Genomic DNA, 21,049 nt, shown 5'->3' with positions numbered 1-21,049 from the left:
CGGCGCGTTCTTCCAAAACGCTGGGAGACCGGGTTCGATCGTTTTGGTTTGTCGAGAACCCGATTTGTAATTGCGGTCCCTTTGGGCCGTGTAACGAGACACCACTTGCCGGATGGCAACTGGAAGCAAGGAGAATAGGCGTGGCACGTATCGCTGGCGTCAACATCCCGACTGCGAAGCGCGTTGTTATCGCGCTGACCTATATTCACGGGATCGGCCCGAAGTTCGCATCGGAAATCATGGAGAAGGTCGGTCTTCCGGCTGACAAGCGCGTTCACCAGCTGACCGACGCTGAAGTCCTCCAGATCCGCGAAACCATCGACCGCGATTACCAGGTTGAAGGTGACCTGCGTCGCGAAACCGCGATGAACATCAAGCGTCTGATGGACCTCGGCTGCTACCGTGGCCTGCGCCATCGTCGTGGTCTGCCGGTTCGCGGTCAGCGCACGCACACCAACGCCCGCACTCGCAAGGGTCCGGCGAAGGCGATCGCTGGTAAGAAGAAGTAATTTGCAGGCAATAGGTCTTGGGCAGGAGGCAGTAGGGATCCCTTACTGCCTCCTGCCTACTGCCTATTGGCTTCAAGGTGGAGCCGCTGGAACTACGGCGGCGAAGAGATCAAGAAAGGTAAGACCATGGCCAAGGAAGCCGCACGCGTCCGCCGTCGCGAACGCAAGAATATCTCGTCGGGCGTTGCCCACGTCAACTCGACCTTCAACAACACGATGATCACCATCACCGACGCTCAGGGCAACGCAATTGCCTGGTCGTCTGCTGGTGCCAAGGGCTTCAAGGGTTCGCGTAAGTCGACCCCGTTCGCTGCCCAGATCGCTGCTGAAGACTGCGCCAAGAAGGCTCAGGAACACGGCATGAAGTCTCTCGAAGTGGAAGTTTGCGGTCCGGGTTCGGGTCGTGAATCCGCTCTGCGCGCCCTCCAGGCTGCCGGCTTCATGATCACGTCCATCCGCGACGTGACCCCGATCCCGCACAATGGCTGCCGTCCGCGCAAGAAGCGTCGCGTCTAATCATTCTTCGTTTTGCCGGGCAGGCGATTCGCCTTCCCGGTGCTTCTCATATTCGGCCGTCACGATTGAATGGTGATGGCGAACGGAAGGTAAAATCATGATTCAGAAGAATTGGCAGGAACTGATCAAGCCGAACAAGGTGGAATTTTCCTCCTCCGGCCGCACCAAGGCGACCCTCGTCGCCGAGCCGCTCGAGCGTGGCTTCGGCCTGACGCTCGGCAACGCTCTGCGTCGCGTTCTCCTGTCGTCGCTTCGTGGTGCAGCTGTTACGGCTGTCCAGATCGACGGCGTTCTGCACGAGTTCTCGTCTATCCCGGGCGTTCGCGAAGATGTCACCGACATCGTCCTGAACATCAAGGAAATCGCCATCAAGATGGACGGCGACGATGCCAAGCGCATGGTTGTCCGCAAGCAGGGTCCGGGCGTTGTAACCGCCGGTGACATCCAGACGGTCGGCGACATCGAGATCCTGAACCCCAACCACGTGATCTGCACCCTCGACGAGGGCGCCGAGATCCGCATGGAGTTCACGGTCAACAACGGCAAGGGTTACGTCCCGGCCGAGCGCAACCGCGCGGAAGACGCTCCGATCGGCCTCATCCCGGTCGACAGCCTCTACTCGCCGGTCAAGAAGGTGTCCTACAAGGTCGAAAACACCCGCGAGGGCCAGGTTCTCGACTACGACAAGCTGCTGATGACCATCGAGACCGATGGCTCCGTCACCGGTGAGGACGCTGTCGCATTTGCCGCCCGCATCCTCCAGGACCAGCTCGGCGTCTTCGTCAACTTCGACGAGCCGCAGAAGGAAGCCGAAGAGGAAGCCGTCACCGAGCTCGCCTTCAACCCGGCGCTGCTCAAGAAGGTCGACGAGCTGGAGCTTTCGGTCCGCTCGGCAAACTGCCTGAAGAACGACAACATCGTTTACATCGGCGATCTGATCCAGAAGACCGAGGCAGAAATGCTGCGCACGCCGAACTTCGGCCGCAAGTCGCTGAACGAAATCAAGGAAGTTCTCGCTTCCATGGGCCTGCACCTCGGTATGGAAGTACCGGCATGGCCGCCCGAGAACATCGAAGATCTCGCCAAGCGCTACGAAGACCAGTACTGAAAAAGATAAAGGCAGGGCCGTCTCTGCCTTTTCCAGTCAAACTGCGGGTGAATGCCCGTATGTGTCAGGAAACGGCAGCCTCTGAGACAGAGCCTGCACTCAAAGGAGAATAGCAATGCGCCACCAGAAAGCCGGCCGCAAGCTGAACCGTACTGCCAGCCACCGTAAGGCGATGTTCGCCAACATGGCTGCCTCGCTCATCACCCATGAGCAGATCGTCACCACGCTCCCGAAGGCGAAGGAAATTCGCCCGATCGTCGAGAAGCTGGTTACCCTCGGCAAGCGCGGCGACCTGCACGCTCGTCGTCAGGCCATCTCGCAGATCAAGGACGTCGATGCCGTCAAGAAGCTCTTCGACGCCATCGCAACGCGCTACGCCACCCGCAACGGCGGCTACCTGCGCATCATGAAGGCCGGTTTCCGCCAGGGCGACAACGCCGCCATGGCTGTCATCGAGTTCGTCGAGCGCGACGTTGACGCCAAGGGCGCAGCCGACAAGGCCCGCGTCGCCGCTGAGGCCGAAGCTGAAGCAGCGTAAGTTTCCTCCCGTAAGGGAAGGATGAAAAAAAGCCGGGTGAGCGATCACCCGGCTTTTTTGTTTGTCATGACTCTGGAGATCGGGCGGCCCTCAGAGCCTTACCGCATTCCGCGACCCTCCCCAGCAGAAACGCCCGTTCCACCGCATTTTCGCTGAAACCGGCCGCCCGGTCGAACGCCTCCCGCGCCTCGGCCATGCGCTGAAGCCGCATCAGAAAATCCCCCTTGGCGGCATAGAGCGGCGCGTAGCCCGCGAGGGACGGTTCATCCTCGATCTCCGCCAGCAGCATCAACCCCACCTCAGGCCCTGACGCCATCGCATGCGCCACCGCCCGGTTCAGCGCGACCACGGGCGAGGGGACGCGTTCGATGAGGCGGTCATACAGGTTGGCACTTTCGCGCCAGTCCGTATCCTCGAACCGCGCCGCCCGCGCATGCACGGCCGCAAGGGCCGCCTGCAGCGCGTGGACCCCGTCTTCGCCATCGAGCCGCTTCACGCTTTCCAGTCCGTCCAATCCGCGCTGGATCAGCAACCTGTCCCAAAGCCTTCGGTTCTGTGTCTCGAGCGTCAGTGCGCTGCCATCCGGGGCCACCCGTGCCTTGAAGCGCGAGGCCTGCAGCTCCATCAGTGAGAGAAGCCCGTGCGCCTCCGGCTCCTCGGGTGCAAGGCCGACAAGAATGCGGCCGAGCCGCATCGCCTCCTGGCAGAGCTGCGGCCGGATCAGATCGTCGCCGCTGCTTGCGGCATAACCCTCGTTGAAGATCAGATAGATCACCTCGAGCACCGAGGCGAGGCGGGCATCGCGCTCTGCCCCGACCGGCACCTCGAAGCTTATGCCCGCGTCTCGCAGCAGCTTCTTGGCCCTGACGATGCGCTGCGCCACCGTCGTCTCCTGCGTCAGGAAGGCGCGGGCGATCTCCTCCGTCGTCAGCCCGCCGATGATCTTCAGCGTCAGCGCCGTGCGCTGGTCGCGGGAGAGAAGCGGATGGCAGGCGGTGAAGATCAGCGACAGGCGCTCGTCGCCGATTTCGTCGTCGATGGACGCCTCGATCGCGGCATGGTCGCTCGCCCGCCCCGTCTCGATGTCGTGCGAGAGTGCTGCCTCGTGCCGCGCCATCATCCGGCGACGCCGCCACAGATCCACGGCGCGGCGCTTCGCCGTGGTCATCAGCCAGCCGCCGGGATTGGGCGGCGTGCCCTTCTGAGGCCAGGTGGCCAGTGCAGCGACCAGCGCGTCCTGCGCCAGTTCTTCCGCCAGGCTGATATCGCCCACATGTTTGGCGAGCCCGGCAATCAGCCGGACCCGCTCCATTCTGAAGATCGTCTCGACGTCTTGCGCCGCGCGGTTATCCGTTTGGGGCAACGAGGAAGTTTCGATCGCCCGTCCATCCCGTGTCATGAGCCGGAGTATGGACTTGGCCGCCGCGCGGTCAACCATCGGCATTGCCCTCAGGCGTCGACACCGGTCGTGTCGCCGGCAGCTGCGGCAGGGTCCATCCAGAAGATCTCCCAGACATGCCCGTCGGGGTCCTCGACCGACCGGCTCCACATGAAGCCGTGATCCTGCGGCGGGTTCGGATCCGGCCGGCCCCCTGCGGCCGTGGCAGCACTCAGCACCCGGTCGACATCCGCATGCGCCTCGACGGTCAGCGCCAGCAGCATCTGGCTTGTCGCCTTGGCGTCTGCAATGGGCCGCTTCGTGAAGCTGCCGTAATAGTCGTGCGTGAGGATCATGACGCCGATCGTGTCGCAGAGCATCATGCAGGCCGCGTTCTCGTTGGAAAACTGCGGGTTCTTCGTCGCCCCCAGCGCCTCGTAAAAGCGGGTCGAGGCATTGAGGTCGGTGACCGGCAGGTTGATGAAGATCATCTTGCTCATCGGCGCTCAGCCCTTGTTCTTCTGCTGCGCGGCCAGACCTTCCGCCGCCCGGTCATGGCTCGCCTGTCCCTCGGGCGTGGCGATCTCGGCGAAATCCTCCATCTCGTAGAAGGGGCGGATCTCGATCTCGCTCGGCCCCATCATCGGGTTGGGGCAGCGTTTGACCCAGGCGACGGCCTCGTCCATGTCCTTGACCTCCCAGATCCAGTAGCCGGCCACCAGCTCCCGCGTCTCGGCGAAGGGCCCGTCGATCACCCGGCGATCCGGCCCGTCGAAGGCGACCCGCTTGCCCATCTTGGAAGGCTTCAGCCCGTCGCCCGAAAGCATGATGCCGGCCTGCACCAGTTCCTCGTTGAACTTGCCCATGTCCTCGAACAGCTTCGGCGGCGGCATGATGCCTTCTTCGCTGTCTTCCGTCGCCTTCACCATAACCATGACACGCATGTCTCTTCTCCTCTCGTTATCCGGACCGCACCTGCGATCCTGCCTCCGCAACGAGTGAGCTAAACCGATTTCGACACGGCATGCGAAAAAAATCTTTCGCCGCCCGTTTATCTCATTTCGGAATGTGGATCGTCGCGCGGATATGTTTGAGCGACGCGACGATGGTGAAGGTCATGATGACGAGCAGCGTCCAGGAACTCCATTTGCCCAGATGCACGGTCGACCAGGCGCCGAGCTGGTTCGGATAGTGCCAGATGGCAAAGAAGGTGGAGATGTTCTCGGCCACCCAGATGAAGAAGCCGATCAGGATGAAGGCGAGGAGCATCGGCATCTGCCGGTCCCGGTCGAAGGGCCGGAAGATCACGGTCGTGCGGGCATAAAGCCCGATGGCGAGCGCCGCGAGATACCAGCGGTAATCGCCGATATAGTGGTGGGTGAAGAAGTTGAGATAGATCGCCAGCGCCACCAGGGTCGCCATCCAGTAGGGCGGATGATGCCGGATGCGCACATCGAGCAGGCGCCAGGCCTGGATGATGTAGCTGCCGACGGCGGCATACATGAAGCCGGAAAACAAGGGCACGCCGAGGAGCTTGGTATAGGCGAAGTCCTGATAGGTCCAGGAGGGATTGGCGCCCGATGTCTTGAAGGCCTCCAGCACGAAGCCGACAACATGGAAGAGGCAGATCGCCTTCAACTCGTCCATCGTTTCGAGCTTGGTCCAGACCATCCAGATCTGGATGGCAAGGGCAATGATCAGGAGCACATCATAGCGCGGAATGCCGAACAGGCCCGCGCGCGGCACGGCGAAGATCGAGACGAAGAAAAGCCCGGCAAAGAGGCAGGCGCGGGCTTCCTTGATGCCGAACATGACGAACTCGACGACGAAGCGCCTGAAGCCGGTCAGTTCCGGATGCGGCGCGTTTTCGATCAGCCGTCGATCAAGCGCACTCAGGATATCCTTGCGTCCCTCCGCCACCAGTGTCATCCGCACGCCCCGCTGTTGCATTCCGTTGCAACCTCAGTACTAAGCGCTGATGGACGAAATCAAGGCATCGACGTCACTGCGTATGCGCCGATTGGCGATCGCGCTCGTCATCATCCTCTGCGGGGCAAGCTTGCGGCTCGGCGGTTACGAGATCGGACTGCCCTATTTTCTGGTGAAATATGGTGGCTCGACGCTGTGGGGCGCGATGGTCTTCTTCCTGTTCGCAACGCTGTTGCACCGCCAGTCGATCGGCCGTCTCGCGGTCTTGTCCCTCGTGTCGGCGGCGCTGGTCGAATTCAGCCGTCTCTACCACGCCCCCTGGCTTGACGACTTCCGCCTGACGCTGGCAGGCGCGCTGCTTTTGGGGCGCATCTTCTCCTGGTGGAATATCCTCGCCTATGCCGTCGGCATTGCGCTCGCCGCAGGCTGCGAACGCAGGCATCTCGCCCGCACGGGTTCGCTCAAGGCCTAGCGCGCAGCACCCGCCATGCGTTTGGCCCGCCGCCGCTCCATGATCTTCGGCCGCACGAGGCGATAGCCGAGCAGCAGGAGGGTGACGACGATGTAGAAGCTGACTTCGGCATCGAGAACCTTCAGCGACAGCGCATAATGCAGCACCGCAACGATCAGCACGGGGTAGACCAACTTGTGCAGCTTGTTCCAGCGCTGTCCAAGCCGGCGGATCGACCACTGGTTCGAGGTCAGCGCGAGCGGGATCAGCATGACCAGCCCCGCCATGCCCAGCATGATATACGGCCGCTTCAGGATGTCGCCGGCGATCGACGACAGGATCAGGCCCCGGTCGAGCGTGAGATAAACGGCGAAGTGAGCCAGCACGTAATAGAAGGCCAGAAGCCCGAGCGCGCGGCGGTAGGCAATGAGATTGATGCCGAACAGATCGCGCAGCGGCGTAATGACCAGGCCGATGCAGAGGAACCGGAGCGCCCAGAGCCCGAGGAGATGCTCGAACGCCCGCACCGGATCGGCCCCGAGCCCGCCGAAGATCCCGAGATAGAAGGCATAGAGACCGGGCATAAGCCCGAGGGCATAGAGCGCCCAGATCGACGCCGGCTTGTAGCGGGCGGGCAGGGCGGGAAGTGCGAGAGTGGCCATCAGTAGAACTTCGTCAGGTCCATGCCCTCATAGAGGCTCGCCACCTCGTCGGCATAACCATTGAACGGCAACGTGTCGATGCGGGCACCACCGAACAGGCCGTCCGCTTCGCCGATCCGCCGCTCGGTCGCCTGGCTCCAGCGCGGATGGTCGACCTCCGGATTGACATTGGCATAGAAGCCGTATTCCGACGGCTGCAGCCGGTTCCAGGTAGACGGCGGCTCCTGTTCGGTGAGCGTGATTTTCACGATCGACTTGATGCCCTTGAAGCCATACTTCCACGGCACCACGAGCCGGATCGGGGCGCCGTTCTGGTTCGGCAGCGTCTCCCCGTAAAGACCCGTCGCCAGGATCGCCAGCGGATGCCGCGCCTCGTCGAGCCTCAGCCCTTCGACATAGGGCCATTCCAGCGCCTGGAAGATGCCTGCCTGTCCCTGCATCTCTTCTGGCCGGACCAGCGTCTCGAAGGCCACGTATTTCGCCGAGCCTAAGGGCTCGACCCGATCGAGCAGCGCCGAAAGCGGGAAGCCGATCCAGGGGATTACCATCGACCAAGCCTCGACGCAGCGCATCCGGTAGACGCGCTCCTCCATCGGGATTTCCTTCATGATCGTCTCGATGTCGATCACCTGCGGCTTGGCGACCAGGCCGCCCACCTCGATTGTCCAGGGGCGCGTGGTCAGCGAACCGGCATTGCGTGCCGGATCTTCCTTGCCCGTGCCGAACTCATAGAAGTTGTTGTAGGTGGTGACGTCTTCCTTCGAGGTCAGCTTTTCATCGAGCGTGTACTTGCTCGGCTGCGCGGCAAGCGGCGCCGCAAAGGCATGATGTCCGAGCCCGACGGCCGCGACACCGCCTGCCGCAACGCCCATGAACTGCCGTCGCTTGAGATAGAACGACTTCGGGGTAATCTCGGAACTGGCGATCTTCGGCGGATGGTAGACGGGCATGGCGCACCTCTTCAGGCTCTCTGTGTCTCTCTAAGATAGATGACGTGCGCTTACAGACCAGAGTTTCAATGCCGGGAAAAGAAGCCTGACAGGAACAATTTCGTGTAGGATGCGGGCCGGCCGCAGCTGTAAGAAACGATCGCTTTTAACGACGTGAGTCAGCCGCACCAGTTGAGCTTCTGTCCTTCCCAGCGATGAGCAAGCCCGCGGGCGATCAGATCGTCGCCGACCGAGCGTCCGTCCTGCAGCACCACCCGCAGCTTTCGCCCGTATTGATCGACATCGCGCCGTTCGCGGCGCTCCATGGTTAGCCCGCCGCTGTTCAGGGTCTGCAGAAGCGCCACCTGCGCCTCCATCCCGAGACGCCGCTCGCGCTCGCATTCCGGACGGCCGATCTCGGGCGTATTGATGTCGGAGATCCGATATTTCACCGCCCGATACCAAAAGGTGTCGCCATCGACGACGCAGTTGACGCGCTGCGCCCCCGCACAGGTGATGAAGCGCCCCTCGATCGGCTCTGGATGCGGCGCAACCGCACCCGTGATGCTGTAGTCGATCAACTTGTTTCCTGCTGGCACAACCAGGTAGGAATAGGGAAGTTTATCGAAATGAATGACGGCGAGGACGCCGAGGCCGCCATAAAAGATGACGCGGCGCATCTTGTAGAGCGCCTTGAACGGGCTCCAGCGCGGCGCCGGCTCGGGATTGAGCTTCTGACGGGCATCCTTCAGCAAGATCACGCGGGCAGGTTTGCGGGTCATCATGACGCCTCCTTCCGCGGTAAACTCTAATAAACACATCTTGCCGCGGGCTTAAGCCGATCACTCAAATGCGAACGAAGTCGCATGCTCCGTGACCGCAAGGCGTACCGATTTGCCCTTGGATGCTAGTGACAGGTGAGGGCGCTTGGCTTAGACCAGTTCCAAAATGGCCGCCTTGCCTTGGCGCCGAGGGTGCAGGCATGACGGCGAACAAGCCACCGAGGTGACACCCATGCCCGCCTATCGTTCGAGAACCACCACCCACGGCCGCAACATGGCCGGTGCCCGCGGCCTCTGGCGCGCGACCGGCATGAAGGACGGCGATTTTGGCAAGCCGATCATCGCGGTCGTCAACTCCTTCACCCAGTTCGTGCCCGGCCACGTCCACCTGAAGGACCTCGGCCAGCTCGTTGCCCGCGAGATCGAAGCCGCCGGCGGTGTGGCCAAGGAATTCAACACCATCGCTGTCGATGACGGCATCGCCATGGGCCATGACGGCATGCTCTATTCGCTGCCGTCGCGCGAGATCATCTCCGACTCGGTCGAATACATGGTCAACGCCCATTGCGCCGACGCCATGGTCTGCATCTCCAACTGCGACAAGATCACGCCCGGCATGCTGTCCGCTGCCATGCGCCTCAACATCCCCGCGGTTTTCGTCTCCGGCGGCCCGATGGAAGCCGGCAAGGCGATCCTGCAGGGCCGCAAGGTCGCCCTCGACCTCGTCGATGCCATGGTTGCCGCCGCCGACGACAAGATCTCCGACGCCGATGTCGATGAAATCGAAAAGGCCGCCTGTCCGACCTGCGGCTCGTGCTCGGGCATGTTCACCGCCAATTCGATGAACTGCCTGACCGAAGCGCTCGGCCTGTCGCTCCCTGGCAACGGCTCGACGCTCGCCACCCATGCCGACCGCAAGCGCCTCTTCGTCGAGGCCGGCCACCTGATCGTCGACATCACCCGCCGCTACTACGAGCAGGACGACGAGAGCGTCCTGCCGCGCAACATCGCCTCGAAGCAGGCCTTCGAAAACGCCATGGCCCTCGACATCGCCATGGGCGGCTCGACCAACACGGTCCTGCACATCCTGGCAGCAGCCCATGAAGGCGGCATCGACTTTACCATGGACGATATCGACCGCCTGTCGCGCAAGGTACCCTGCCTGTCGAAGGTGGCCCCGGCCAAGCAGGACGTGCACATGGAAGACGTCCACCGCGCCGGCGGCATCATGCGCATCCTCGGCGAACTCGACCGCGGCGGCCTGATCAACCGCGATTGCCCGACCGTGCATGCGGAGACCATCGGCCATGCCATCGACCGCTGGGACATCACCCGCACCAATTCCGAAACCGTCCGCGAATTCTTCAAGGCAGCGCCCGGTGGCGTTCGCACCACCCAGGCCTTCTCGCAGGCCTCGCGCTGGGATGAACTCGATACCGACGGCGAAACCGGCGTCATCCGCTCCGTCGAACATCCCTTCTCCAAGGATGGTGGTCTCGCCGTTCTGAAGGGCAATATCGCGCTCGACGGCTGCATCGTGAAGACGGCGGGCGTCGATGAATCGATCCTGAAGTTCAAGGGCCCGGCCCGCGTCTTTGAAAGCCAGGACGCAGCCGTCAAGGCGATCCTGTCGAACCACATCGTCGCCGGCGACGTTGTTGTCATCCGCTATGAAGGCCCGAAGGGCGGCCCCGGCATGCAGGAAATGCTCTATCCGACGAGCTATCTGAAGTCGAAGGGCCTCGGCAAGGCCTGCGCTTTGGTGACCGACGGCCGCTTCTCCGGCGGCACCTCGGGCCTCTCGATCGGCCACGCCTCGCCGGAAGCCGCCCAGGGCGGCGCGATCGGTCTCGTCCGCGAAGGCGACCTGATCGACATCGACATCCCGAACCGCACGATCAACCTCGTCGTCGACCCCGCCGAACTCGAACGCCGCCGCGCCGAACAGGACAAGCTCGGCTGGCAGCCGGCCGAAAAGCGCAAGCGCAACGTCACGACCGCGCTCAAAGCCTACGCCGCGTTTGCGTCCTCGGCTGACAAGGGCGCCGTCCGCCAGCTGCCGGAATAAGGCGTCGACATACGGCAACCCGTCGGCATCACCGACGGGTTGCCGTTAACCACCTCTCCACGTTGAACTTTCGAAAATCCGCTCGTTTGAATATATCGCCTGGATACCCGGGAGATGGTTCATGACAGCGAGCGGCGTAAATCCCACCAGCGAGAGACTGGCTTTTCTCGATGGATGGCGCGGGCTGGCCATTCTGTCCGTGATGATCGGGCATTTCTTCCCGGTGCCGGGCCTCGAGTTCGGTTCATTCGGGGTCGAACTCTTCTTCGTCCTTTCCGGCAGGCTGATGGCCGAGATCCTGTTCGTTCGCAAACTGGACGCCTTGGAGTTCCTCCGTCGCCGCTTTTCGCGCATCTACCCGGCCCTGCTTGTTTTCGTATCCTGCGTCAGCATTCCGGCCCTGCTGAGCGTCGAATTGATGCACACACGCGAGCCGCTGGCAGAGATACCTGACATCGTCGCGGCGCTCACTTTCACCTCAAGCTATCTCGAGCTGTTCTACGACCGCGGCCTGGTGTTCGCCCATACCTGGTCGCTCTCGGTCGAGGAAAACAGCTATCTCGTCCTGCTGGCGCTTGCCTGGTTCACCCGTCGCAAGACGCGGCTGGCGATGTACTGCATGATCGGAGCTGCAATCCTGTGCGTGGCAAACGGCGTGATTTCGAGCGAGTATTTCGGCCAGCGCGAAGAACTGGTCTATTGGCGCACCGATGTCCGCATTGCCTCGATCCTGATCTCCGCCTCGACGTTTCTTGCGATCCGCGAGTTTGACCTCAGGCGCTTCATGCACCCGGCAATCACCGTGCTAGCCCTGCCTTTGGCGCTGATGATGTTTGCCGAGCAGACCCCCGGTTACATCAAATATGGAGCAGCGACGCTTCTGCTGGCCTGGAGTGTCAACGCGCTCGACGTGTCTCCGAAACTGGTAAGGGAGGCGCTTTCGTTCCGGCCGCTGGCATCTCTCGGGCTCGTCAGCTATTCGCTCTATCTTTGGCAGCAGCCATTTTATGTTGCAGCTGGCCGGTTCCGGGACATGGGGCTGATCTACGTCTTCGTGCTTGTCATGGCCGCCCTGTGCTGTGCCATCGGGAGCTATCTGTTTATCGAAGGGCCGGCGCGCAGGTTCATCAACGGCATCGATCTTCGCCGGTATCGCCTGAGGCAGCCATCCACAGGAACCGTCGAATGGTCCGGCAACGAGCCGACCAGCCGCTGACCTATTCAGGCATCCTCGGCAATCGCGTCTCCGGCGCTCAACTGCTCACTACCCTTTGAAATCAGGAGCCGCCATGACCGTCCCCTTCAGCCTCGTCGGCATCGACCATGTCGTCTTCATCGTCGACGACATGGACAAGGCGCTCCGCTTCTATCACGACGTCCTCGGCTGCCGCCCTGGCTATAGCTATCCGGCGCTCGGCATGGAGCAGGTCTGGTGCGGCGCGGCCCTGATCGTGCTCTGGGACATCACCCATCCCGGCGGCCAGAGGCCGCCCCACCGGTATCAGGCGGTCGTAATGTCGACCACATCTGCATCGCTACCGGCCCCTTCGATCATGACGAGCTGCGCGCGCATCTCGCCGGCCACGGTGTTGCCATCGACCGCGAAGCCATGCACGGCGGCGCCCGCGGCATGGGCCATTCCTTCTATGTGAAGGACCCCTTCTGCAACACGATCGAGATCAAAGGCCCCGCCGAATATCCGGACGGTCGGGGCTGATCCGCGCATCCGGAGGTTCGGTCAGCGCTTCCGCCGGAACCACTCCTGCTTTTGGGTCTCGCGCACCTTTGCTAGATCGAACTCGGCGAGAACAAGACCTGCCTCTGGCGTCCCCATGCCGACGACTTTACCCAATTCGTCAACAGCCACCGAATGCCCGTCATCCTTCGTTTCAGGATAATTGGCCACCGCCATGCACGTCACGGTCTGGTAGGCTGTGGCACGGATGCCCGCCAGACGCACATCGCCGATCTCGGGATCGTCGACCAGCGCGCAACTGTTGGGAACCAGAATGATCTCGGCGCCCGCGCGCATCAGGTCTGTGGCGACATCCGGGAATTCTCGGTCCATGCAGATCATCATGCCGACAGTGGCCGAGCCATGTGCCGTGACAAGTTCCGCCACGTCCGACCGATCTCCTGCAGCGCAGGCGTCTTCCGGATTGTCGAAGAAGCAGATGTGCCGTTTGCGCTGCTGCAACACCGTCTGCCCCTGACTGTCGATCAGAAGAGCGGTATTGAATGGCTTTTCCGGCCCCTGCTCCAGCAGGGTCACGACGGCAGCGATGTGATTGCGCTTCGCCGCCTGCCGAAACCGTTCGACAAAGGGGCCGTCGATCGGCTCGGCGGCTTCGATCCACGCAGCGCGGCCAGATGGCGTCGCTTCGTACCGGCTATATCCGTTCGAGAACATTTCCGGAAAGACGATGACGTCGGCAGCCTCCGCCGCCGCCTGAGCCAAAAGCCCCTCGATGTCAGCGCCCGGCAGCACCTGTGCCAGCGCCACCTTGATCCGTTCGGCCTTTACCATTGCAGCTTCTCCACCCATTGCCGTGACACACCGCAGATAGGTGAAGCTTGGTGTTCGCGCAATGCGTGTTGGTCAGCGCAATGGCCGCGAGTGCGAGGACGGTTCTGCCAGCCGTCTGTGTTTCAATCCCGGTAACTCGGGTCTTCCCTGTCCAGACACGACTTCAAATACGCAAAGTGCTTCTCCGCCATGCCGCGATAGGGGATCCAGCCATCCGACGTGCCCTGCGCGATCTCGTCCGACAACACCGCCAGCGGCTTGCCGGTCGAGAGCGCCAGAACCATCGTCTGCGCCGCCTTCTCGAAGAAATAGAGGTCCTCGAAGGCATCCGCCACCGTCTCCCCGGCAACCGAGACGCCGTGATTGCCCATGACCAGCACAGCCTTACCGCGGATCATCTCCGCCAGCCGCTCGCCTTCCTCCGCCGCATCGGCAATGCCACCGAAGGAGAGGTCATAGCCGATCCGCCCGTAGAAACGCGCCGTGTTGTTGTCGAGCGGCAGCAGCGTCGGGTCCTTGAGGCAGGACAGCGCCACCGCATAGGGCGAATGGCAATGCAGGATCACCCGCGCCTCCGGCAGCATCCGGTGCAGTGTGCCATGCACGGTCCAGGCCGACGGATCGGGCGCATTCGGCCCGTTCATCACATCGGGATCATCGGCATCGAGCATCAGCAGGTCGCTCGCCTTCACCGTGGCAAAATGCTGCCAGCGCGGATTGAGCAGGAATTTCCGCCCATTCGCCGAAACCGCCGCGCTGAAATGATTGCCGACCGATTCACTCCAGCCGAAGCGGTGGCAGAGCCGGAAGGCGGCCGCGAGGTCCTGACGCAGCGCTTTCAGCGCTGCGTCGTCGAGCATGTCGTTTCCGGAAGCCGCGATATTCATGCCTTGAACCGTCCTTCCGTCGTCAGCGCCCGATAGGTCGAACGCATCTCCTCGCGATCGGCGTAACAGCCGCGCAGATAGCGATCGCCGCTGGTCGCCGAATAGGCCATGCGCCCATGCACGATGCGATGGTTGTCGAACACCATGCATTCGCCCGCCTTCATCAGAAACCGCATCATGAACCTGTCGTCCTGCAGCATTTTGCCGAAGCGGCAGAAGGCCGGATAATAGTCGTCAAGCACGGTCTGCGGCAGGTCGAAGAGATCGGCCATGTGCTGGCTGATCGTAAGCCCCGAGACCTCGCCATGCTTGTCGAGCTCGATCACCCGCTGCCGCGAGCGCATGTCGTAAGTGTCATGCTCGCAATAGAAAGGAATGTCGATTTCGGACAAGAGCTTGAAGCCCTCGGGATCGATCTCCCGGAAGGCATTCGCCACAGCCACGCCGTCCGAATAGATGCTCATGCCGCCCTCGACGGTATTGGCCCGGCAGTGCAGGAACTGGATGCCCGGCGCATGCTCCTCCGCCGGCGTGTCGGTATGCAGCTCCAGCGCCTTCGCCGTATAGGCCGTGTTCGTCGGGTTGATATGCGTCTTCACGTCGAAATATTCGCCGAAGAATGTCGGCCGCACATGCCCCATCAGCTTGACCGTCTCGGTCAGCCCCTCATTGCTGTCGGGCATGTCGGTGACAATCGTCAGCCCCTCGACGATCATGGCCTCCAGCCATTCGGCGACCTTCTTCGGATCGCGAAGCAGCTCCGGCTGCGAGAAGCGGGGAATGTCGGGATAGTGGTCGCTGAACCAGGCCTTGCGCGGCAGATCGGCCGGATCCGGGCGATGTTTGCCCTCGGTATAAAGCGCAAGCAGCGACAGCGGAAAGCGCGACACATGGTTTTCGCCCGCCCAGCGAATGATGAGCGCATCACCCTCGATATCAGCACTGGCAGCCCGCGGTGCCTCCGACAGGTGGAAGATGTCGAAGCTGCGCTCGCGCGTCTTGCTGTCGAAGGAGCTGGGGCAATTGTCGCGCAGCCAGTAGTAATTGAAATAGGCCTGTCTGCCATCGGCAATCGGCAGATGCAGGCCCTTCTCGGCGAGTGTCACGGCCCCGGTCGCAACATGCATGTTCATCACGGTCTTCCTTAAGTCTGGCTGGCGAGAGAGCGGATCGGATTTGACGATCATCATCCCACTTCTCAGGGGAAAACAGAGGGATTATGCTTATGCTGAGTTAAGCTGGAGATTAAGTTGAGCCGTCTGCCGCCCCTGCGCCTGCTGACCACCTTCGAGGCCGTCGCCCGGCTCGGCTCGATGCGCGAGGCGGCAAGCGCCTTGAACGTCACCCAGCCCGCCGTCACCCAGGCGCTGAAGGCGCTCGAAGATCATGTCGGCGCCATCCTGATTGACCGCTCGACCCGGCCGGCACGGCTCACGGAAACCGGCCAGCAACTGGCGCGCGCCACCCGCGACGGTCTCGATCTGATCGCCGACACGATCGAGGAGATCCGCACCAGCACCGGCCTCGAGGACCAGAGCCTGACGGTGGCCTGCACCATGGGGTTCGCCACGCATTGGCTGATGCCGCGGCTCAGCGGTTTCTACGCGGAAAATCCCGGCCTCTTCGTCAATGTCCAGGTCCCGCCGACCGACCTGCCGCAGATCTGGCCGGGCACCGATCTCGTCCTGCGCTACGGCCGCGGCACCTGGAAGGATGGCGAGACGCTGCGCCTGTTCGACGAGACGATCTGCCCTGTCGGTCGCCCGGCCCTGGTCGAGAGCCTGCTGGCAAAAGGCGAGGGGCTGGAGACCGCCCCGCTCATCCATGTTCGCACGGTCGAGGCGCGCCACTGGGAAGGCTGGGCCGATTATCTCGCCCGTCGCGGCCTGCCGAAATCCCGCGGTCGGTCCCACATCTTCGACAACTACGTTCAGGCGGTGCAGGCCGCGCTCGATGGCCGGGGCCTGATGCTCGGCTGGCATTCGATCACCGACAACCTCGTCGCCGACGGCAGCCTCAAACCCTGGCCCGACGGTGCGCTCGATCTCGGCACCGCCTATTTCGCCACGATGGCCCCTGCCGCCGCGAAACGGTCGCCTGTGAAGGCATTCGTGGCCTGGTTGGAGGAAAGGGCAGGGGCAGACTTCGGCACGCCCTGACGTCTGCCGTCACGGAATAAGCCGACCGCAAAGGCGGCCGGCTCCAATCTTGAGATGGGCATTTTGAGAATTCGGCAATTCGCTAATTGGATTGCGTCGTCTGCCCCTGCGTTTCGGTCATCTCGATGACCTCGCCGACAGCGCTTCTGAGCTCGGCCATGCGGCTGGCATAGGCGGCGGCGAGGCAGTCGAGATTGCCACCGCATTCGCCGCGCTGTTCGAGCCACTTGACCTGGGCCGTCTCCAGCTCGCCGCGGCTGCCCATCGGCAGGATTTCGCGGAGCAATTCGAACGTGGTGACCATGCGCACGTCCATGTCGTTGAGATCGATGTTCTGGCAGATCGCCGCCTCGTCCGCGGCAAGGCCCGGCGTGCGGCAATCGAAACTCGCAGCCCGGGCTGGCTGGGGCAGGGTGGTAACAACCGGAGCGGCGAGGGCAAGGGCGGCGAGGCCGAAGATGGTGGATTTGGTTCGGGACATGATCGGTCTCCTTTCCTGATGCTGGACCAACGGTCTTCCAGCGCCAAACGTTCCGCGACGCGTGAACGGCAAAATCCTCACGATGCGGTGAGCACGCGCGCTTTCGGCCTTCCCTTGTGCGCCGCAGCCATTACCTTCAGCCCATGCAAAGGCGAACCTTCCTCTCCCTCCTCGGTGCTTCCGGCGCCGTCTCCGTCATCTCCGGCCCCAAGGCTTTGGCACAGTCCGAGGCTCCTGGCGCGTCGCCTTCGACCGAGCCTGTTGTGACCTCGGCCAGCCCGGCTGCGGATTTGGAGGCGGTGCGCCCGCGGGTCGCAAACCTTCTGGAGGAGGCAAGGCGGCTCGAAACTCTGGAAACCGTGATCGCCACCCGCAACGGCGAGGCGCTCGGTGAGCGCGCTTACGGCAACAGTTCGCTCAATGGTTCGACCAACATCAAGTCGGCCTCGAAATGCGTCGTCTCGGCTCTGATCGGCATCGCCATCGACAAGGGCCTTCTCGAAGGCGTCGACCAGAAGATCGAAACCGTTCTGCGCTCGGAATTTCCCGCCAATCCCGATCCGCGCCTGTCGCAGATCACCATCGGCCATCTTCTCTCCATGCGGTCGGGCCTCGAGCGCATGTCCGGGCCGAATTACGGCCGCTGGGTCGCAAGCCGCAACTGGACGCGCTTTGCGCTCGCCGCCGATTTCGTCGACGAGCCCGGCGGCGGCATGCTCTATTCGACCGCCTCCACCCACCTTCTCTCGGTCATCCTCACCAAGGTCTCGGGAAAGCCGACGCTGGCACTCGCGCGGGAATGGCTTGGGCCGCTCGAAGGTTTCCGCATCGGCTCCTGGCACCGCGATCCGCAGGGCTATTATCTCGGCGGCAACCAGATGGCCATGACGCCACGCTCGCTGCATGCCTTCGGCGAACTCTATCGCCGCGGCGGCGTGACCGAGGATGGCACCCGGCTGATCTCGGAAGCCTGGATCCGCGAGAGCTGGATCCGCCGCACCAATTCCGTCTTCAACGGCGATGGCTACGGCTATGCCTGGTTCCTCAAGGAAATGGGCGGCGCCCAGGTCAACTATGCCTGGGGCTATGGCGGCCAGATGCTCTATATCGCGCCGAGCCTCGGGTTGACCGTGGCGATGACGTCCAATGAGAGCGCGCCATCGGCCCGCACCGGCTACCGTGATGAGCTCCACGGCCTGATGACGCGCATCATCGAAACCGTCAGCACTTGAGCCGGGCAGGCGTTATCCCCATCTGCGATTGGTCTTCCTTGGTTCTGCCTATTTGCCGGCGCAGGAACCGGGTCTAGAACGTCCATATCGCATGAAGGAATTTCGCATGCCGCGTTTTGCCCGTCTGACACCGCTCGCAGTTGTCGTCGCTCTGATGACGCCGCTCACCGCCCCCGCTTTGGCGCAGGACAAGGCGGTGCCGAAGAGCCAGATCGAGATGCAGCTTTCCTTCGCGCCGCTGGTCAAGCAGGCGCGCGGTGCAGTCGTCAATGTCTATGCAGAGCGGCTGGTCCAGACCCGCTCCAGCCTGTTTGCCGGCGACCCCTTCTTCGAGCAGTTCTTCGGCCAGCGCATGCCGAACCGCACGGAAAAGCAGTCCTCGCTCGGCTCGGGCGTGATCGTCGAAGCCGACGGCGTCGTCGTCACCAACAACCACGTCATCGATGGCGCCGACGACATCAAGGTGGCACTCGCCGATGGCCGCGAGTTCCCCGTCAAGGTCGTGCTAAAGGATGACCGCCTCGATCTGGCTGTGCTGAAATTCGAAACCAATGAAGTGATGCCGACGCTGCCGATCGGCGATTCCGATGCGACCGAGGTCGGCGATCTCGTGCTCGCCATCGGCAACCCCTTCGGCGTTGGCCAGACGGTCACCTCCGGCATCGTCTCGGCGCTTGCCCGAAACCAGGTGACCGAGGGCGATTTCGGCTTCTTCATCCAGACCGATGCCGCGATCAATCCGGGCAATTCCGGCGGTGCGCTGGTCAACATGAATGGCGAACTGATCGGCATCAACACCGCAATCTTCTCGCGCGGCGGCGGTTCGAACGGCGTTGGCTTCGCCATCCCCGCCAATCTCGTGCGCGTCTTCCTCGATGCCGCCGACCGCGGTGAGGCAAGCTTCGAGCGGCCCTATGTCGGCGCAAGCTTCGAACCTGTGACCTCTGACGTCGCAGAAGCCTTGGGCCTTCAGACCGTGCGCGGCGCGCTGGTCGTCAGCGTCGTCGAGGGTGGCCCGGCCGAAAAGGCAGGCCTGAAACCGGGGCAGGTTGTGACGGCCGTCAACGGCATTCCGGTCGAGCATCCGGATGCGCTCGGCTATCGCCTCACCACGGCGGGCCTCGGCAAGACGGCAGAGCTGACCATCCAGCAGGATGGCAAGCGGCAGGCAATTGCCCTGCAGCTGGCATCCGCTCCCGAGACCCGGCCGCGCGACATCCAACTCATCGAAGGCCGCAGCCCCTTTGCCGGCATCCGCGCCGGCAATCTCTCGCCGCGCCTTGCCTATGAGTTGAAGATGCCGTCGGAAGTGACCGGGGTCGTCGTGACCGAAGTCGTGCGCGGATCGCCGGCGGCCCGCCTCGGCTTCCAGCCGCGCGATATCGTGGTGGCCGTTAATGGCGAGCCGATCGCCTCCGTGGATGATCTGCAGGCCATGAGCGAAAGCGATCCTGGCTTCTGGCGCGTCGAGATCGAGCGCGATGGCCAGCGCATCCGGCAGATCTTCCGATGAGCGATCTCTTTGCGCCGCAGATGTCGAAAGAGATGGCCGAGCGTCGCCCGCTCGCCGATCGTCTGCGGCCCAAGAACCTTGCCGAAGTCACCGGTCAGGAGCATCTGACCGGCGAGGATGGCGTGCTCGCCCGCATGATCGCCTCGGGCTCGCTCGGCTCGATGATCTTCTGGGGCCCCCCGGGCACGGGCAAGACCACCGTCGCCCGGCTGCTCTCGGGCGAGGCGGGCCTCGCCTTCGAGCAGATTTCGGCGATCTTCTCCGGTGTCGCCGACCTCAAGAAGGTTTTCGAAAGCGCACGCCTGCGCCGCATGGAAGGTCGCCAAACCCTGCTCTTCGTCGATGAGATTCACCGCTTCAACCGCGCCCAGCAGGACAGTTTTCTGCCGGTGATGGAGGACGGCACCGTCATTCTGGTGGGGGCAACGACCGAGAACCCGAGCTTCGAACTCAACGCCGCTCTTTTGTCGCGCGCCAGGGTCCTGACCTTCAAGAGCCATGACGAGGCGAGCATTGAGATCCTGCTGAAGCGCGCCGAGGAGACCGAAGGCAAGCCGCTGCCGCTCGATGCCGATGCACGGGCAAGCCTGATCCGCATGGCCGATGGCGATGGCCGTGCCTCGCTGACACTGGCCGAAGAGGTCTGGCGTGCCGCCCGCGAAGGGGAGGTCTTCGACACCGAGGGGCTGGGCCGCATCGTCCAGCGTCGCGCCCCTGTCTACGACAAGGGCCAGGACGGCCACTACAATCTGATCTCTGCCCTGCACAAGGCGGTGCGCGGCTCCGATCCCGATGCTGCCCTCTATTATCTCTGCCGCATGTTCGATGCCGGCGAGGATCCGCTCTATCTCGGCCGCCGGCTGGTGCGCATGGCGGTCGAGGATATCGGCTTGGCCGACCCCCAGGCGCTTGTCGTCTGCAACGCCGCCAAGGATGCCTACGACTATCTCGGTTCTCCCGAAGGCGAACTCGCGCTGGCCGAGGCTTGCGTCTATCTCGCGACAGCCCCGAAGTCGAACGGCGTCTATGTCGCCTACAAGGCGGCCATGCGGGCGGCCAAGGAGCATGGCTCGCTTTTGCCGCCCAAACACATCCTGAACGCCCCGACCAAGCTGATGAAGGGCGAAGGTTATGGCGACGGCTATCTCTACGACCACGACCAGCCGGACGCCTTTTCCGGCCAGGACTATTTCCCGGAAAAGATGGGCCGCCAGCAGTATTACGATCCGCCGGAGCGCGGTTTCGAGCGCGAGATCAGGAAGCGCCTCGACTGGTGGGCGAAGCTCCGCCGCGAGCGGGCCGGCGGCTGACGGGGACTTGCCCATCGTCATTTCAGCTTAAGCTGCTTTTAAGCGCTCTCCTGTAATCTCCCGAGCCGAA

At 62.9% G+C, this 21,049-nt stretch carries 23 protein-coding genes; 12 read left to right on the top strand and 11 right to left on the bottom strand.

Annotation, left to right across the window (positions count from 1 at the left end):
* Positions 1-140: 140 nt before the first annotated feature.
* From rpsM to rplQ, 4 genes are all read left to right on the top strand, one after another.
* Complete coding sequence (gene rpsM / locus FAA86_RS20555) at positions 141-509, top strand: 30S ribosomal protein S13 (protein ID WP_113462289.1); 369 nt, start codon at positions 141-143, stop codon at positions 507-509.
* 126 nt (positions 510-635) lie between these two features.
* Positions 636-1,025, top strand: coding sequence for a 30S ribosomal protein S11 (gene rpsK / locus FAA86_RS20550; protein WP_112641742.1), 390 nt, complete (start codon positions 636-638; stop codon positions 1,023-1,025).
* Positions 1,026-1,122: 97 nt separating this feature from the next.
* Positions 1,123-2,133, top strand: coding sequence for a DNA-directed RNA polymerase subunit alpha (locus FAA86_RS20545; RefSeq protein WP_006728661.1), 1,011 nt, complete (start codon positions 1,123-1,125; stop codon positions 2,131-2,133).
* A gap of 115 nt (positions 2,134-2,248) precedes the next feature.
* Positions 2,249-2,671, top strand: a complete 423-nt coding sequence (gene rplQ / locus FAA86_RS20540; RefSeq protein ID WP_006728660.1) for a 50S ribosomal protein L17 — start codon at positions 2,249-2,251, stop codon at positions 2,669-2,671.
* Between the two features lie 64 nt (positions 2,672-2,735).
* On the opposite strand, the gene FAA86_RS20535 is transcribed toward rplQ, so the two are convergent.
* The 4 genes from FAA86_RS20535 to FAA86_RS20520 all read right to left on the bottom strand — a co-directional run bounded on the left by FAA86_RS20535 (position 2,736) and on the right by FAA86_RS20520 (position 5,978).
* A complete protein-coding gene (locus FAA86_RS20535; protein ID WP_246035144.1) occupies positions 2,736-4,109 on the bottom strand; it encodes an RNA polymerase sigma factor in 1,374 nt (457 codons plus the stop codon).
* Positions 4,110-4,120: 11 nt separating this feature from the next.
* Complete coding sequence (locus FAA86_RS20530) at positions 4,121-4,549, bottom strand: VOC family protein (protein ID WP_136542897.1); 429 nt, start codon at positions 4,547-4,549, stop codon at positions 4,121-4,123.
* Between the two features lie 6 nt (positions 4,550-4,555).
* Positions 4,556-4,993, bottom strand: coding sequence for a YciI family protein (locus FAA86_RS20525; protein ID WP_136542896.1), 438 nt, complete (start codon positions 4,991-4,993; stop codon positions 4,556-4,558).
* A gap of 112 nt (positions 4,994-5,105) precedes the next feature.
* A complete protein-coding gene (locus tag FAA86_RS20520) occupies positions 5,106-5,978 on the bottom strand; it encodes a DUF817 domain-containing protein (protein WP_136542904.1) in 873 nt (290 codons plus the stop codon).
* Positions 5,979-6,027: 49 nt separating this feature from the next.
* On the opposite strand from FAA86_RS20520, the gene FAA86_RS20515 reads away from it, so the two are divergent.
* Positions 6,028-6,450 (top strand): ribosomal maturation YjgA family protein, encoded by a 423-nt coding sequence (locus FAA86_RS20515; protein ID WP_136542895.1) that lies wholly within the window; start codon positions 6,028-6,030, stop codon positions 6,448-6,450.
* Here the strand turns inward: FAA86_RS20515 and msrQ are convergent.
* The 3 genes from msrQ to FAA86_RS20500 all read right to left on the bottom strand — a co-directional run bounded on the left by msrQ (position 6,447) and on the right by FAA86_RS20500 (position 8,802).
* Entirely contained in the window at positions 6,447-7,091 is a 645-nt protein-coding gene (gene msrQ / locus FAA86_RS20510) for a protein-methionine-sulfoxide reductase heme-binding subunit MsrQ (protein WP_136542894.1), read from the bottom strand. The two genes, FAA86_RS20515 and msrQ, sit on opposite strands and share 4 nt — an antisense overlap.
* On the bottom strand, positions 7,091-8,041 hold the full coding sequence (msrP, locus tag FAA86_RS20505) for a protein-methionine-sulfoxide reductase catalytic subunit MsrP (RefSeq protein ID WP_136542893.1): 951 nt from the start codon (positions 8,039-8,041) through the stop codon (positions 7,091-7,093). Before msrP ends, msrQ begins: the two co-directional genes overlap by 1 nt.
* A gap of 158 nt (positions 8,042-8,199) precedes the next feature.
* Positions 8,200-8,802: a thermonuclease family protein gene (locus FAA86_RS20500; RefSeq protein WP_167495048.1), complete on the bottom strand. Its 603-nt coding sequence runs from the start codon at positions 8,800-8,802 to the stop codon at positions 8,200-8,202.
* Between the two features lie 232 nt (positions 8,803-9,034).
* Here FAA86_RS20500 and ilvD point away from each other — a divergent pair, with 232 nt between their 5' ends.
* The 3 genes from ilvD (at position 9,035) to FAA86_RS20485 (ending at position 12,522) form a co-directional block, all read left to right on the top strand.
* On the top strand, positions 9,035-10,870 hold the full coding sequence (gene ilvD, locus FAA86_RS20495) for a dihydroxy-acid dehydratase (protein ID WP_136542891.1): 1,836 nt from the start codon (positions 9,035-9,037) through the stop codon (positions 10,868-10,870).
* A 121-nt stretch (positions 10,871-10,991) separates the two neighbouring features.
* Positions 10,992-12,086 (top strand): acyltransferase family protein, encoded by a 1,095-nt coding sequence (locus FAA86_RS20490; RefSeq protein ID WP_136542890.1) that lies wholly within the window; start codon positions 10,992-10,994, stop codon positions 12,084-12,086.
* Between the two features lie 73 nt (positions 12,087-12,159).
* Positions 12,160-12,522, top strand: a complete 363-nt coding sequence (locus FAA86_RS20485) for a VOC family protein (protein ID WP_246035143.1) — start codon at positions 12,160-12,162, stop codon at positions 12,520-12,522.
* An 86-nt stretch (positions 12,523-12,608) separates the two neighbouring features.
* Here the strand turns inward: FAA86_RS20485 and FAA86_RS20480 are convergent, their stop codons facing one another.
* The 3 genes from FAA86_RS20480 to FAA86_RS20470 all read right to left on the bottom strand — a co-directional run bounded on the left by FAA86_RS20480 (position 12,609) and on the right by FAA86_RS20470 (position 15,417).
* Positions 12,609-13,397: a carbon-nitrogen hydrolase family protein gene (locus tag FAA86_RS20480; RefSeq protein WP_136542889.1), complete on the bottom strand. Its 789-nt coding sequence runs from the start codon at positions 13,395-13,397 to the stop codon at positions 12,609-12,611.
* Positions 13,398-13,519: 122 nt separating this feature from the next.
* Positions 13,520-14,284, bottom strand: coding sequence for a class II aldolase/adducin family protein (locus tag FAA86_RS20475; RefSeq protein WP_136542888.1), 765 nt, complete (start codon positions 14,282-14,284; stop codon positions 13,520-13,522).
* Complete coding sequence (locus tag FAA86_RS20470; RefSeq protein ID WP_136542887.1) at positions 14,281-15,417, bottom strand: TauD/TfdA family dioxygenase; 1,137 nt, start codon at positions 15,415-15,417, stop codon at positions 14,281-14,283. The genes FAA86_RS20475 and FAA86_RS20470 overlap by 4 nt, the downstream gene beginning before the upstream one ends.
* Positions 15,418-15,534: 117 nt before the next feature.
* Between FAA86_RS20470 and FAA86_RS20465 the strand changes: the two genes are divergently transcribed.
* Positions 15,535-16,443 carry a LysR substrate-binding domain-containing protein gene (locus FAA86_RS20465; RefSeq protein WP_136542886.1) on the top strand — a complete coding sequence of 303 codons (909 nt, stop codon included), beginning with the start codon at positions 15,535-15,537 and terminating at the stop codon, positions 16,441-16,443.
* A gap of 82 nt (positions 16,444-16,525) precedes the next feature.
* Here the strand turns inward: FAA86_RS20465 and FAA86_RS20460 are convergent, their stop codons facing one another.
* On the bottom strand, positions 16,526-16,924 hold the full coding sequence (locus FAA86_RS20460) for a lysozyme inhibitor LprI family protein (RefSeq protein ID WP_136542885.1): 399 nt from the start codon (positions 16,922-16,924) through the stop codon (positions 16,526-16,528).
* Between the two features lie 143 nt (positions 16,925-17,067).
* Here FAA86_RS20460 and FAA86_RS20455 point away from each other — a divergent pair, with 143 nt between their 5' ends.
* The 3 genes from FAA86_RS20455 (at position 17,068) to FAA86_RS20445 (ending at position 20,979) form a co-directional block, all read left to right on the top strand.
* On the top strand, positions 17,068-18,156 hold the full coding sequence (locus FAA86_RS20455) for a serine hydrolase domain-containing protein (RefSeq protein ID WP_136542884.1): 1,089 nt from the start codon (positions 17,068-17,070) through the stop codon (positions 18,154-18,156).
* 154 nt (positions 18,157-18,310) lie between these two features.
* Positions 18,311-19,669: a DegQ family serine endoprotease gene (locus FAA86_RS20450; RefSeq protein ID WP_246035145.1), complete on the top strand. Its 1,359-nt coding sequence runs from the start codon at positions 18,311-18,313 to the stop codon at positions 19,667-19,669.
* A complete protein-coding gene (locus FAA86_RS20445; RefSeq protein ID WP_136542882.1) occupies positions 19,666-20,979 on the top strand; it encodes a replication-associated recombination protein A in 1,314 nt (437 codons plus the stop codon). The genes FAA86_RS20450 and FAA86_RS20445 overlap by 4 nt, the downstream gene beginning before the upstream one ends.
* Positions 20,980-21,049: the final 70 nt, after the last annotated feature.

It is taken from the genome of Rhizobium rosettiformans W3 (assembly GCF_004912135.1).
Lineage (GTDB): Bacteria > Pseudomonadota > Alphaproteobacteria > Rhizobiales > Rhizobiaceae > Allorhizobium > Allorhizobium rosettiformans.
This window is presented reverse-complemented; position numbering and strand designations above follow the sequence as displayed.

Excerpts from the sequence above, each read along its gene's own strand:
- FAA86_RS20545 (WP_006728661.1), top strand. The coding sequence starts at position 1,123 with ATGATTCAGAAGAATTGGCAGGAACTGATCAAGCCGAACAAGGTGGAA.
- FAA86_RS20530 (WP_136542897.1), bottom strand. The coding sequence starts at position 4,549 with ATGAGCAAGATGATCTTCATCAACCTGCCGGTCACCGACCTCAATGCC.
- FAA86_RS20455 (WP_136542884.1), top strand. The coding sequence starts at position 17,068 with ATGCAAAGGCGAACCTTCCTCTCCCTCCTCGGTGCTTCCGGCGCCGTC.
- FAA86_RS20480 (WP_136542889.1), bottom strand. The coding sequence starts at position 13,397 with ATGGTAAAGGCCGAACGGATCAAGGTGGCGCTGGCACAGGTGCTGCCG.
- rplQ (WP_006728660.1), top strand. The coding sequence starts at position 2,249 with ATGCGCCACCAGAAAGCCGGCCGCAAGCTGAACCGTACTGCCAGCCAC.
- FAA86_RS20500 (WP_167495048.1), bottom strand. The coding sequence starts at position 8,802 with ATGACCCGCAAACCTGCCCGCGTGATCTTGCTGAAGGATGCCCGTCAG.
- ilvD (WP_136542891.1), top strand. The coding sequence starts at position 9,035 with ATGCCCGCCTATCGTTCGAGAACCACCACCCACGGCCGCAACATGGCC.
- FAA86_RS20520 (WP_136542904.1), bottom strand. The coding sequence starts at position 5,978 with ATGACACTGGTGGCGGAGGGACGCAAGGATATCCTGAGTGCGCTTGAT.
- msrQ (WP_136542894.1), bottom strand. The coding sequence starts at position 7,091 with ATGGCCACTCTCGCACTTCCCGCCCTGCCCGCCCGCTACAAGCCGGCG.
- FAA86_RS20490 (WP_136542890.1), top strand. The coding sequence starts at position 10,992 with ATGACAGCGAGCGGCGTAAATCCCACCAGCGAGAGACTGGCTTTTCTC.
- FAA86_RS20535 (WP_246035144.1), bottom strand. The coding sequence starts at position 4,109 with ATGGTTGACCGCGCGGCGGCCAAGTCCATACTCCGGCTCATGACACGG.
- rpsK (WP_112641742.1), top strand. The coding sequence starts at position 636 with ATGGCCAAGGAAGCCGCACGCGTCCGCCGTCGCGAACGCAAGAATATC.
- FAA86_RS20470 (WP_136542887.1), bottom strand. The coding sequence starts at position 15,417 with ATGAACATGCATGTTGCGACCGGGGCCGTGACACTCGCCGAGAAGGGC.
- FAA86_RS20460 (WP_136542885.1), bottom strand. The coding sequence starts at position 16,924 with ATGTCCCGAACCAAATCCACCATCTTCGGCCTCGCCGCCCTTGCCCTC.
- msrP (WP_136542893.1), bottom strand. The coding sequence starts at position 8,041 with ATGCCCGTCTACCATCCGCCGAAGATCGCCAGTTCCGAGATTACCCCG.
- FAA86_RS20445 (WP_136542882.1), top strand. The coding sequence starts at position 19,666 with ATGAGCGATCTCTTTGCGCCGCAGATGTCGAAAGAGATGGCCGAGCGT.
- FAA86_RS20475 (WP_136542888.1), bottom strand. The coding sequence starts at position 14,284 with ATGAATATCGCGGCTTCCGGAAACGACATGCTCGACGACGCAGCGCTG.
- FAA86_RS20515 (WP_136542895.1), top strand. The coding sequence starts at position 6,028 with ATGGACGAAATCAAGGCATCGACGTCACTGCGTATGCGCCGATTGGCG.
- FAA86_RS20525 (WP_136542896.1), bottom strand. The coding sequence starts at position 4,993 with ATGCGTGTCATGGTTATGGTGAAGGCGACGGAAGACAGCGAAGAAGGC.
- FAA86_RS20450 (WP_246035145.1), top strand. The coding sequence starts at position 18,311 with ATGACGCCGCTCACCGCCCCCGCTTTGGCGCAGGACAAGGCGGTGCCG.
- FAA86_RS20485 (WP_246035143.1), top strand. The coding sequence starts at position 12,160 with ATGACCGTCCCCTTCAGCCTCGTCGGCATCGACCATGTCGTCTTCATC.